Consider the following 13678-nt stretch of genomic DNA (forward strand, 5'->3'; position numbering starts at 1 on the left):
CTGGCGCATTTAAGTAGCACACCTAAATAGCCAACTTACACTGGCGCGTTTTGTTCAATCAAGTTTTTAGCTTTTAACTCACTCCAAAACGCATCCGGAATAGTAACCTTCATTGAGGCTACATTAGCTTTAATTTGCTCCTCCGTGCGTGCCCCAGGAATAATTGAGGATACCGTTGAAGGCGCCTCTGCAAACTGCAGTGCAGCTGTTTTAATATCAATCCCATGTTTAGATGCAATGTCGCTTATTGCATTAAACTTTTGCTGCATAGGCCCTGGAATTTTAGGCGAGTAATTAAAGCGGTTACGACCGGCTAAAAAACCACCATTAAGCGGCGCACCAATGACTGCTGAAATACCTCGTTTATCAAGCATAGGAAAGGTTTTATCAAGTGCCTGCTTGTGATCTAAAATTGAATACTGCAGCGCTAGTAAGCAAATATCTGGGTCTGACATATCAAGCGCTTTATAAACAGCATGAGGTGTATTTACTCCAAAACCCCAGCCTTTAATTATTCCTTCATCACGCATTTTAGTCAGCTCAGGAATAGCACCTTTAGCCGCTTGATCAAAATACTTAAGCCAGTCATCTCCCATATCGCTGTTTTGTGGTGATAAATCGTGAATATAGACAATATCGAGTGAGGCGACACCAATACGATGCAAAGTATCTTCTATTGAACGGCGCGTGCCTGAGGCTGAATAATCATACTTATAATGAAACGGTGAGTGATCAGCCCAATGCCAACTATTTTCTAAAGGCTCTGCTGAAGGGGTAAGAAGGCGACCTACTTTTGAGGATAAAACATAATCTTCACGCTTTTTGTTTCGAAGTAAATCACCGAAGCGCCTTTCGCTTAAACTCAAACCGTAAAAAGGTGATGTATCAAAATGACGAATACCAGAATCCCATGCTGCATTTAGCATTGTTAAAATTTCTGTATCGCTTGATATAGTATTAAAGCCATTCCCGGCGGCAAGGCCGCCCAAGCCCATTCTTGATTCCGGCCGGTAATGCTTAGCGTTAGTAATATCGTTTGTGGGTAGAGCAGCGCTTTTATCTATTGAGCCTTTAGTTTGCATAACACTGCCGTTAGACATTTTTACCTTTAGTTGCTCAGCCAAAGCTGAAGCACTAAAAATAGAGCCTAAACTTAATGCAGCCCCTGCTTTAATAAAATTTCTGCGAGATACCATGTGACTATTCTCCTTGAGTAGGTTAAATATCTACGCTCTAAGCTAGTATAAATAACAACCAAACTCAAGCAAGGAAAATATAATAAATAACAATACTATCAATAAGATAGTTAAATTAACAAACACTGAATAGACGTTTGAATTAACATTTATAACTGATTATTTTCTTTACTCGTATAGTCCTTTTAAATGTACAAAACAGTGCATTTTAATAGCTTGATAAAAAAGCATACTTCCAAATTGGTGCACGCTTTAATACTCATTTATACAATATAAAATGGTTACATTTATTAGATGTGTACAAATTAGTAGACAAAACCGCAATAAATTAAAGATGCACAAATAATCTCACTATCAAAGCGATTGCGGCAACACTTAGCTAATTTAACCGAGCGTAGTTGAAATAATTGGGGTAAATATTACAAAAACGTTTATTATTAAAGGTTTGCCTTGCAATACACGGCCTATTTGTCTCTTTCACAATGCAATTGCTGGCAAGCCCTGTAAGAGTTTTATCTTGCCAAGTAACACTCTGCAGTGCAGCAAATTGCAACTAAATTCAACGTAGTTAGCGCTGAAAATAGCTGCTTAAATAGATCAATTATTCAAGTTCAGGTTACTTGAGCTTTTTAATACCAATTAACACACAGATGGCACCGCCAATAATACCCGCCCATGCTTCTATTGGTGTGTCGCCACTAAATGCACGGCTAAGCTGCGAAGCCGCCGCATCATACACGTCGTATCCCCACATAATTAAAGCGATACCTATAACGATTAAAACAATTCCTACAATCTTATTATTCATAAATACCCTTAAGGTTTAACTTACATAAACTAAATAAAAAATAAATCAGGGTTAATCTAACTCTAATTGGGCACGTTCTACGCTCTCACTAGGTAGCTCTTTTTGTACCGACACACCTAGCTCTTTAAACTCTGATGCTTGTTTAATTAAATTACCTTTACCACGGTATAGCTGCGAAAATGCTTTATCATAACTTTCTTTCGCTTTATCAAGCTGCTTACCTACGCCTTCCATACTCAATAAAAAACCATTGAGCTTGTTATAAAAACGCTCCGCTCGACTTGCCAGCTCTTTTGAGTATTTGGTTTGCTCTTCAAAACGCCAAAGCTGTTTAACAATATTAAGGCTAGTAAGCAGGGTAGTGGGTGTGGCTACCAGTATATTTTTTTCGATTGCTTGTTGGTAAATATCGCTTTGATATTTGAGTGCTTCTACAAAAGCTGATTCTATTGGTACAAACATAACAACTACTTCTGGCGAGTTAATACCTGGTAAGCGGTCGTACGATTTACTCGCAAGTTCATTAATACGCGCTGTAACGGCGTTTACATGCTCTTTAATTGCTTGATTAGCATCTAGATCATTTTCAGCGTTCACGTAGCGTGTATAGGCATTTAATGAAGTTTTAGCATCAATAACTAAGTGGCGACCCTGTGGTAAGTACACAACTACATCAGGGCGCAAGCGGCCATCTTCAGTGTTAAACGACACTTCGCGCTTATAATCAACGCCTGCACGTAAGCCAGCACTATCTAATACGTTCTCGAGCATAAGCTCGCCCCAATTACCTTGGGTTTTCTTTTGCCCTTGTAGGGCGTTACTGAGCTTGTCGGCTTGATCTGTTATAGCTTGGCTTTTAGCTTGCAAATGCAGTAGCTCGGTTTTAAGTGCAGTCCGTTGTTTTATGTCTTCAACGTGCATTGATTCCATTTTTTCTCTAAAGCCTTTTAGCTCGCCTTGAACTGGTTTTAATAATTGCTCAATGCTTTCTTGATTTAAGGTTTTAAAGCTTTGTGATTTTTCTTCTAGAATTTTATTGGCTAGGTTTTCAAACTCTTTTTTGAGCGTATTTTTACTTTGCTCAATTTGCGCGAGTTGCTCGCTAAAGTTTTGCTGTTTTTGCTCAAGGGTAGTGCGCATATTATTATATTCAACATCGCGCTGATTATATTGTTCACGAAGCGCTGCCAGCTCGCCTTCGGCTTTACGCCAAAAATGATTGTATTGAATGCTTTGTTTTTCTTGTTCGCTAAAACGCGTTTTAAAATGCTGCGCTTCATCGCGCTGCTCTTGGTGAGTATGTTCTAGCAGTTCATGATCTTCTAGCAAGGCGCTGTATTGCAGCTCTTTATTATCAAATTGGTTTTGTAACAGGGAAAGCTGTTGCTGCTGTTCGCTTATTTGTAGATGTAGCTTTTTGCGAAGCCGTGTTGATACAGCGCCGTAAAATAGGACGCCTAAAGCAACACCAGCACCAGCGCTTAGCCAATCAATATTAGTGAGTACTTGAGTGAGCATAAAATAAACTTATAAAATTTAGAGACATGCCATCATAACCAATAACCAACAACAGAAGTAGGGGAGTTAAGAAATTACAGACATAAAAAAGCCAGCTTAAAATAAGCTGGTCAAATATTACTAAGTTAAGTAATCAAAGGGATAATCAACATGTGCCCGAGCAAGCTGCAACTTAAATACATAATCACCAAAATAACTAATATTATTAGGTGAGGCTATATAACAACAGGCATTAGAGTAGACCGGATAACAAAATAATTAAGTCAAATTAATTTGCGGAAGATCAATTATTTTTATTCGGGTTGATTTAAACAAATCAAATTATGGGCATAAAAAAAGCCAGTTCAAAATGAACTGGCTCAATCATTACTAAAATTAGTAACTAAATAGGGGGAATCAACATGAAAACTTGTATTAACTGCAATTAATCAACAAGCATAATAGTAGACGCGTCTTTTTTAATTAAGTTCAAAAAAAATAAAAAACTTTTAAAATAAGTGCTGAACGCTAGATTTTAGACATAAAAAAAGCCAACTCAAAATGGGCTGGCTCAATCATTACTAAAATTAGTAACTAAATAGGGAATCAACATGAAAACTTGTATTAACTGCAATTAATCAACAAGCATAATAGTAGACGCGTCTTTTTGAATTAAGTTCATAAAAAAATAAAAACTTTTAAAATAAGTGCTGCACGCTAAATTTTAAACATAAAAAAAGCCAACTCAAAATGGGCTGGCTCAATCATTACTAAAATTAGTAACTAAATGGGAAATCAACATGATGCTTGTGTTAACTGCAATTAATCAACAAGCATAATAATAGACGTCCGCTTTTTAATTAGGTTCATAAAAAGATCAAAACTTTTTAGATCTTTTTTAGTTTTTAATTAATGACAACATTTGCTGCTCATCAAACTTTGTAAAGCTCATTGATTTATCAGTAAATAATGCATCAACAAGGGCTTGCTTGTCTTGCTGCATTTTAAATACTTTTTGCTCTATTGAGTTACTCATTATGAGCTTATAAACAAATACAGGATTAGTTTGACCAATACGGTAGGCTCTATCAGTCGCTTGCTTTTCTACTGCGGGATTCCACCATGGATCAAAATGAATAACGGTATCTGCTTGTGTTAAGTTAAGGCCTGTTCCACCGGCTTTTAAGCTAATTAAAAACACGGATGTTTTACCACTGGTAAACTCGTCGATTACTTTATCTCGTTGACGCGTTTGCCCTGTAAGCATACTAAAGTTAATGTTTATTTCTTCAAGGCGTTGGGCTATTAAATCGAGTGCCGATGTAAACTGACTAAATATAATAATCTTACGACCCAGACTTAGCATAAGCGGTAAGTGTGTTGTTAACCATTCAAGCTTAGCGGAGCCTGCTTGAGTATCTGGATCTATTAATTTAGGGTGGCAACAAATTTGCCTTAACTTTAAAAGCGCCTCTAAAAATGCAAGCTTACTTTTTTGTGCGCCTTGTTCGGCAAATAAGTCTATTAGCTTCTCTTCTAATGAACGTGTAATGCCTTGGTACATTTCTTTTTGCTTAGGCTCAAACTCAAACTCTTTTGTTAGCTCTGTTTTTTCAGGTAACTCTTGCGCTACTTGTGCTTTAGTGCGGCGCATTATAAAGGGCATAATTAACGCTTTTAACTGTTCAGCCCTCTGCATATCAGCTTCACGCTCAATAGGTGTTTGAAAGTGCTGCTTAAAGTGGGCTTGAGACCCAAGTAACGATGGCATAGCAAAATCGAGTAACGATTTAAGCTCAAGTAAATTATTCTCGATTGGAGTACCACTTAAACAAAGTTTAAAGTCGGCATTTAAGCGTTTAACTAATCGTGAGACCTGTGCGGTATCGTTTTTAATGTATTGTGCTTCATCGAGGATTATATTTTCAAAATATAATGGTGAATAATATGCAATATCACGCTTTAAAAGCGGGTATGTAGTAAGAATGCATTGCGCTTGTGCTAAGTGTTGTAAAGGATCGTTACGGTTTGATCCAAAAATAGTGGTTACTTTTAAACTTTTAGCAAACTTAGTAATTTCGTTTTTCCAATTACTCACCAAGCTAGTTGGGCACACTATAAGTGTAGGGCCTGCTTGAGGGCGGTTAAATGTACTCGCTAAAAATGCAATAACTTGGAGTGTTTTACCCAACCCCATGTCGTCAGCTAAAATACCACCTAATTGATGACGCTTTAAAAAGCTAAGCCAATCAACGCCTTGCTGTTGGTACTCACGAAGTGTTACTGAGTCATTTAAGCCATGTAATGAAACCTTAGGCATTGCCTTATCGGTATTATTTAACTCTTGTAAATATAGCTCAAGTGAATCGTCGTGAAGCTCTACGTTAATAGCTGTGTGCTTTACTAGTTCAGGTAAATACGAAAGCGGAATATTAAATTCGTCGCGTGTTTTTACAAATTCAAAGCGTTCTTTAAATTCGTTTAATAAGTTAATGGCAGACTTATTAATAACCCCAAATTGACGGCCAAGCGGGTAGTAATAAAACAGTTCACTTTGGCGATTCAATGACTGATAAAGCGAATCAGCATTAGTAAACAACAGCGCTGCTTTTGCGTCACACAACAATACTTTGCAGTGCATTTGATGCCCTGCTGCACGGTGTACATGTAAACTCACTTCACATTGTGGATTAGGGCTTGTTACTTTACTTACACTGACTTGCCAACCACGCTGCTTAAAGCCAGGGAATACTTCGTATATTAGCCAATGCAAATGGATAGGAGATTGCTTTGTAAATACAAGCTCACTTTGTAAACCCCCTTTACAAAATTCAAACCCTAGATTGATTAGCTCGTTAGTTACGGTGTTTTCAAATGCGCTATTTATAGTACTTGCTGGGGCAGAACCAGCTAAATAGTTTTTATTTTTATACTTAAATAAAAGCGAAAGTGATAAACCTTGCTCGCCCATTGTTACTTTTAAAACAGCATTACTAGATAGCTTAGGTAACGTTGGCTGCAAGTTAGTAGGGTGCGGTATAACACCTGCACCAAAGTTATCGGCAAGCTGTTTATATATTCTGTCAAAATTAGCGTCATGCAAAGCAGGCATAGTTTGTAAATGCGCTATTTCGTCTGCACTCAATGGGGTACGAAGACGACCCGCTTTTAAATGATCTAAATCGAGATAAGTAGGCGGTGTTGTTTTTAATAAAGCCCAGTTTTGGGTTTGCTCAAGCTTAATAACTAATTGTGATAGATCTTTATCTTGCTCCCAACTAAAACTCAATGCTTGGCCAGATTGCGCTTTAATTGGCACGCGAGAGCGCTGAAAAAACAAGCGTTCAGTAGCTATCAATTGTTGTAGGGCACTAAAGCCCCATTGGCCTTTTAGCTCAATACTTCCTACTGCATTTTGTGAACGTATCCAACTAAATAATCTAAAATCACTTTCGAGTAAATCATTTGGCGTTACGAAACTATTTAACTGTTGCTCTGTGAGGTTTCGGCCTAACGTGTAATTCTTTTTAGTCTCAAAATTAGCTATTTTAGGTGTTAAAAATACTTTGTTATTTTCAATATCTAATACAAATAATAATACTTGCGACGGCGTATGTTGATCACCACTTTTAAGAGCGCTTAATTCACTAAACCAATCATTAATGAAGTAATCTTCACCGTATTCACCAGAGTGCTCTATTTTAAGCTTAAACAAAATAGCAGCTAAATGTCGGCATTTGGTTTTTGCATTACACGTACAGTGTGTATCAACAGAATAACCAGTTGGTACTTTACTGATCTCAATACGTTGGTTAAATGATGATCCGTTATCCACTTGCACGGTAGAGTCTACAACAGAAAAATTAGGGGTATGCTCTAGCCATGTGATTTGACCTTTCTTGTAGTACTCTTTGCCTTTATCTAAGACATTTTCGCGGAAAAGTTTTTTAATAAAGCGTTCAGAAAGAGGAAACTGGGTAGCCTGCTCATTTTTAATTTCTTCAAAAATAGCCATTAAATCATTTTTTGATAAGTTAGCAGACATGTCACTCTAAGCATTAAATTTTAAAAATAATTCTGCCAGTATATGCCTTATGTGCTCTGAGCTAAAGCACTATTAACAAGATATAAACTGGTTGGAGCTGATAGGTTAGTAAAAAATCGGTTTATAGGTAAAAATGAGTATAAAATTTCGCAAAATATTAGGCATTACATACAAATATAAAGATTAAACGACACGTTATAGATCACAATTTTACTAACAATAATAATAAACCAAAAGCAAATAGCTAAAAGGGGGCGATTAGTTAGTAAAAAAGTGATCTTGAAGAGGAAATATGATTATTAAAGGTAGGATTAGCCTAGTAAAGATCAGATTTTTACTAACAAAACAATCTGTCAGATCAGTATTTAACTAAGTAGACATGTCTGACAGATCATTATTTAACTAACTAATTAAAGGCACTTAATAGCTTAGTTAATTGTTCTAAGCGTTTGTCTGTCATCACTTTATTGTCGATTTTGATAGAAACATCACCACTTTTTAAATTGCGTTGTACCGATACAAACTTATTTTCAAGTACAGCTTCACGCTTAACAGCAACTTGAGGCTCAGCAGTTAGGCGTTTGGTGATTGCCATTGCACGCTTGTCGTCACTTGTAATGGCGTTTAGCTCTTCATCACTAGCTAGGTCACTAACAAGTTGATTAAACGCCTCTTGGTCTCTCTCCTTTGCGCTCATGAGCTTTTTAGCCACTTCGCGACCCACGTGATTCGCAGTAGGGTAGAGTGCAATAACTTCAGCAGGTATTTGTTCATAGGCTTTAACAGCATCAGCAATGGCGGTGTGTGAGACACCTTCAATTGCAGCAATCTCTCTGTAAGATCCTTTTTTACCTTGTTCAATAAGCTCATTTTTAGTTTGCTGGTAAGCTTGTCCCAGCTCCCATAAACTTGGAGCGATATATTGATCTGAAGATACAGCTAAAATTTTAGCGTCTTGCTCAGTAAAGTCACTTGAGCTAAGTACTAAATAATCGGCGTTACCTAAAATACAGGCCATACGACGGCGAGAACCCGCTAAAACTAAGCTTTTATCACCCTGATCCCAAAGCAGTGCAGGGTGCTGATTACGGCCATCCTCTGCAATGGCAGGTAGAATATCCGATACTGACTTTTCGTTAAGAAGTGCTTGTACACGGCGATTTTTACCGTACACACCTGTTGTAGATTCAATGTCAGCGTGTGCGATCACTTTGCAAATAAGAGTAATTTGGCGCTCAGGATCGCTCGGTGCTGGCATGCGAATTACATCACCAGCATTTGCTTGTTCAAGTAATGCGTCAAGGCTACTACTTCCTACAGCTGTTGCAAAAGGATCTAAGCGGGTGTCATTTTTACGTTTTTTAGCCATTTTTATTTAACATCCTTACTTAGGGGTATTGAGTGTTGACTGAGTTGACTGCCAATTTGAACGAATAAGCATTTCTAGCTCATCGACAACATCTTTAATATTTTCTTGAGCGCGCATTAGTGATTCACGGCTTGCTAAGCTGTCTGACGCTTTTTGATCAAAAATAGTATTGAAAGACGAAGAGCTAGCAGTAATCGCCGAGCTGTGGTTGATTGGGTAACTCATAACTTGGCGACCGAATGCACTACGAACATCTTTAACAATATCGCGCTGTGAGTGATTACCTTTTACATAGTTGGTCACTAAAAACTGCATAAAGTCCCATCCCTCATGGCCAAGTGCCGCAACGGTATGGTAAATCTCGCCTAGTCGTTTTAAATATTTATTATTAGCATCAAAGTCTACAGCTTCTGGATGAACAGGAATAAGCATCGCAGTAGAAGCCATTAATGCATTATAAAACATAAAGTTAAGAGTTGGAGCTGTATCTATTAATATAATATCAAACTCGTCTTTAACAGGGTTAATTACTTTTTCAAGTAACTTATGGTAATGACGAGTTTGCTCATAATTTGAGGTGTCTTTGAGTAATGTTGCAGTTTCGTGCTCAAAATAAAAATCGTCCATACCTGATGGTAGTACACGAATATTTGGGATGTGCGTTGATAAAAATGAGTTTGAAACAAATTCAGGCCATGTTTCGCCCTCATCTAAATCTATACAATCACGCATTAAATCACCAACAGTAATTGGGTCATGCTCGCTTGAAGGAAAAAAGCTTGAAGAAGAACCTTGAGGATCTAAATCAATTATACCAATGCGATAGCGCTTAATATTAGTAGTTGCCAGCGCTGCTGCAATATTAACCATGCTAGTTGTTTTGCCACAGCCACCTTTGAGAGAATTAATGACAATAACTTGCAGTTTGTCATCACCAGTACGATGATCTGGTTTAATATCCATAATATCAGCCATAGCAAAAATGTTTACTAATGTGTAAGCATAATGACCATTGGCGCCGCGTTTTATGTTTAAATCATCAAAATCACCGTTGTCATGACGTCTTTTTAAAGTACGATTATTACAACCTAATAAATCGGCAGCTGCTTTTTGCGTATAAGTTCTTAATTCTTTTTCTTCTGATTTAAGATGAGCACGATAGTGCTGAATACGACCTTCTAAAGATTTTTCAGCTACTTCTGCAGTTGCTTTTAAAAGCCGGTAGGTACTTAACGCGTTATTATTGATAGACATACTTTCTTCCTCAAAGTTAGGCAGTTAGTATAATGTCCATTCAAATTGCTGTAAACAACTATTTAAGACGACATGCATTTTAAAAAGAAGACATTTAAAAATACTTTTACACTTTTAATATTGCTTAGTATAAATAAAGAAGTTTAAAGGTGGTTAAATATATAAGGTAGTAAAGGTTAAGGGCCTTAAATTAACACATAACATGATGATTAATATAAATAATATAAAAAAAAGCAGATCAGCGTTATACTTGGTAAAGATCAGATCTTTATCTACCTGCAGATCACCTTTTTACTAAGCCTTATTTTTTAAATCAAGTTATACACAGGTTGCGCATAAGGTTATGAACAAAAAGAGCCCTTGAGATCAATTTTTTACTAAGTAAATTATAAAGTTATGCACTAACCTTAGCGTCAATAGGTTCGTTTAATTAGTATAGATCTGATCTGTACTTGGTACAGATCAGATCTATGCTAACTCGATAAGCCTTTATCCACAGGGATATTAATTTTCATATGAATTTGTCGTGCTAAATTTTAAAATAAAGCCATTGTGATGGACAAAATAACAGCTGAGTTAGTAAAAAACCGATTTGAGATGACCTAGTTAGTAAAAATATGATCTGAAATCGCAAGTTATGTACATTACTTAGTATAATAGTGATCTAAACGTTTTATTTAAAGTCAGATCACTTTTATACTAACTTAAACATTTAACTTTTGTTGTTTAATGTGTTGTTATTAGATGTCGCAATAAAAATGGAAATAAGAACAATGAGCCGAAAGGTCAACATCTCGGTAGATAATTTGCCCGATACACTCAGGGGCCAAATCCACGGGGTGGAAAGTGCAATTGATAACGAAAGTTTAGCACTATTTACAGACAACAAAGACGTGCGAATTTCTATTGAAAATGCAGCTCATGGTTTACGTGCATATTCAAACACGTTTAATCATTATGATTTGTGGGGCCGTTTTGTTCGCTCTGGCTATAAAAAATTGCCACTTGAAGAAGCGCCTAAAAAAACAATCATTACGCGTAAAATATCAGAGAAAGTAGATGGTATTTTATACGATGGTGAGATAAAAATTACCCCTGCTGTTGTCAGTACTCGTAAAGATGGTGAAGATATTGAGTATCTTGTTTGGCCATCGGACAGGGAAGAAAAAGTAGAACGAGCACTTATTCGTTTAGCTTCTAAAGGCAAAATAGTTAAAATTAATTTTAAGTCCGGTATTCAATACGCGGTTGTTTTTTCTATGAACGAATTAGCGCAAGAGCTCAAAGCGGTAGGGCAGTCAATGCCCTATCCTGCAATTAAAGAGTCACTTGAAGCATTGCAAGGTTCTAAACTTTCATTTAAATATTCAGCAACCGATACTAAAAACTCCGATATAGATGATTCGTTTTACGAGTCAAATATGAACTTTTTATCGTCACTTCACTTTAGTGGTAAAAAAGGTCAAGGTGGCAATGTAAAGTGTGTGGCCTGCTTAAATGCGTTTGTTCATAACATGATTGATAACCTTGAATACAAAGGGTATTACTTTAATAGTGCACAAGAACTAAAACGGGGATTATCGCGTTGGATGATGCTTCGTTTGTATCACCTTTGGCGTTATGCAGCTCCAGGTAAAACGTATCATTTTAGATTACTTTCTATTATGGAAAAATATGGATCTATTTATTCAACTGATGATATTACGGAAAATAAATTAAAAGCGCTTCGTCGTGATATGACCACCACAATGAAAGATTTGATTGAAAAAGGTGCTATATCAGAATACAGCATTACAAACGTCAAAGATGACAAAACTGGTAACATTATTGATTACACATACGAAATGCACCCCTCTGATCAGTTTTGCGATGAAATACTTACATTGAACAAACACAACAAGCGCATTGAGATTCAAGGCGGTAAACGTATTGTTGAAAATGCAGTGTTAATTGATGAAGATAAAATAGAAGAGATAGTAGAAAAATAATAAACGTTATTTTAAATACTGTACAATTTACTAAAAAGGCCACATATTGTGGCCTTTTTAACATAATAGCTATCGGTCAACTTGTTCTAAATATAGCCTATCAACTAAAAAATCATACTCACGTTTTCGAGGATGAGCTTCGGGTTTTTTATAATCAGGTAAGATACCTAGTTTAACGTCTGGTTCTGGATTAATCAGAATAAATGGTAATGCGGCGCTCACATGATAGCGGTTTTGTGCTGTGTATCTCACATTAACTTGAGGGCTTACACGAGTAGGGCGACGAATTCTTAATTTTTCCTTTTCACCTAAACTAGCAACCCGTAATTGTTCTTGAGCTACAAGTGATTGCCATTTTTGCTGATCTATCATTCTTGGATTTCGATAACTGGCCGATTTGTCGAGCATTTCGAGGGCCATTTTTTTAGTCAACGTTTTAGTTGCGTGCTTGTGCATCCAAGTAAACCTAACAGAAAATGGTGATTCACTCTCACTGTGAATCTTACGATAAGCAGCAAGTGTTATTAAATTTGGTATTGCATTATGAACAGCCTCAAATCGGGCATCGTTATTATCAATTGCCAATATACACTCTTTGAAACTAGCTTTAGCTTTGTTAACCTGTGCTATACGATTATTTAAAGCTTGTTTATCTGCATTTTTAATAACAAGTAAACCAGGGTGCCTTTTTAACACGCGACTGCTTAAGCCCGATTTTTTATAAATGTCAGAAAAGGAGTTTAAAATTGCCTTTTGAGCCGGCGCTCCCGTTATTTTAGAGACATGTATGGACTCAGGAACCTTATTTTCATCTAAATTACTTACATCAGGTAACTGATAGTACTCTGCTCTGGAAAACTCACATTCGTTTAATTCCTCAATTAACCTTAAAGTTAATTCGTTCATTAAATCAAACTGACTCCTAATTTGCACTTTAGTAACCACGGCACACCTCAAAGAACACATCTTACTAATTCCATATTATTGCATGCACTTTGCATTGAGTAAATATTTAATAAAATAATACTTGGCGTCCAGACTGTATCAAAAGTGGATAAAGTATGATGTGTTCTTTCTGGAGTGAATGGTTCTACTTATTCCTGTAATTTAGTACTGTTTTATTGATTAAAGAGTTAGTCCGCTTAGAGCTTAATTGCCCATATAGTGTAATAAATGAGAAATGTAAAATGAACTTGGTGCGGTTGTATTCTAAATAATAGTGTTAGTTTTGGTTGTTTCTCTAATTAGTGATTAATATTATAACGTGTTTTAACTATGGGTTTATCATCCAAAAGCGTAGAATGTCATACATGATTTTTGCATGAGAGCCATTTAAGGCATCACTGGCAGTTAAGTTTTTAGTTATCACAACTTGCTAAATAACGTTGCCGGCAGGATGGGAAGGTGAGTGGTGAATCAGCAGATTACCTTGTGTCAGTTGTAAGTATATTCTGGCATCAGAATAATCAACAGCGCTATTCTACTAGGCTTAAAGTACATATAAATGAACAACACAAAATG

General features: G+C 36.5%; 8 protein-coding genes. 1 reads left to right on the forward strand and 7 read right to left on the reverse strand.

The window, feature by feature from the left end; genetic code table 11:
- Window positions 1-35 precede the first annotated feature (35 nt).
- From H5161_RS03165 to H5161_RS03190, 6 genes are all read right to left on the reverse strand, one after another.
- The gene (locus H5161_RS03165; RefSeq protein ID WP_182768665.1) at window positions 36-1196 is read right to left on the reverse strand and encodes an aldo/keto reductase; all 1161 of its coding nucleotides are present in this window, start codon (window positions 1194-1196) and stop codon (window positions 36-38) included.
- 616 nt (window positions 1197-1812) lie between these two features.
- A complete protein-coding gene (locus H5161_RS03170) occupies window positions 1813-2004 on the reverse strand; it encodes a DUF3185 family protein (RefSeq protein ID WP_024596528.1) in 192 nt (63 codons plus the stop codon).
- 51 nt (window positions 2005-2055) lie between these two features.
- The gene (gene rmuC, locus H5161_RS03175) at window positions 2056-3522 is read right to left on the reverse strand and encodes a DNA recombination protein RmuC (RefSeq protein ID WP_182672989.1); all 1467 of its coding nucleotides are present in this window, start codon (window positions 3520-3522) and stop codon (window positions 2056-2058) included.
- 877 nt (window positions 3523-4399) lie between these two features.
- Complete coding sequence (locus H5161_RS03180) at window positions 4400-7546, reverse strand: DEAD/DEAH box helicase (RefSeq protein WP_182768666.1); 3147 nt, start codon at window positions 7544-7546, stop codon at window positions 4400-4402.
- A 406-nt stretch (window positions 7547-7952) separates the two neighbouring features.
- Window positions 7953-8915 carry a transcriptional regulator gene (locus H5161_RS03185; RefSeq protein WP_182768667.1) on the reverse strand — a complete coding sequence of 321 codons (963 nt, stop codon included), beginning with the start codon at window positions 8913-8915 and terminating at the stop codon, window positions 7953-7955.
- Window positions 8916-8930: 15 nt separating this feature from the next.
- On the reverse strand, window positions 8931-10169 hold the full coding sequence (locus H5161_RS03190; RefSeq protein ID WP_182692735.1) for an AAA family ATPase: 1239 nt from the start codon (window positions 10167-10169) through the stop codon (window positions 8931-8933).
- 773 nt (window positions 10170-10942) lie between these two features.
- Here H5161_RS03190 and H5161_RS03195 point away from each other — a divergent pair.
- Window positions 10943-12157 carry a hypothetical protein gene (locus H5161_RS03195; RefSeq protein WP_024596523.1) on the forward strand — a complete coding sequence of 405 codons (1215 nt, stop codon included), beginning with the start codon at window positions 10943-10945 and terminating at the stop codon, window positions 12155-12157.
- Between the two features lie 69 nt (window positions 12158-12226).
- On the opposite strand, the gene H5161_RS03200 is transcribed toward H5161_RS03195, so the two are convergent.
- The gene (locus H5161_RS03200; RefSeq protein ID WP_182768668.1) at window positions 12227-13102 is read right to left on the reverse strand and encodes a DNA replication terminus site-binding protein; all 876 of its coding nucleotides are present in this window, start codon (window positions 13100-13102) and stop codon (window positions 12227-12229) included.
- Window positions 13103-13678: the final 576 nt, after the last annotated feature.

This window comes from Pseudoalteromonas sp. SG43-5 (genome assembly GCF_014164345.1).
In the GTDB taxonomy this organism is placed as follows: domain Bacteria; phylum Pseudomonadota; class Gammaproteobacteria; order Enterobacterales; family Alteromonadaceae; genus Pseudoalteromonas; species Pseudoalteromonas distincta.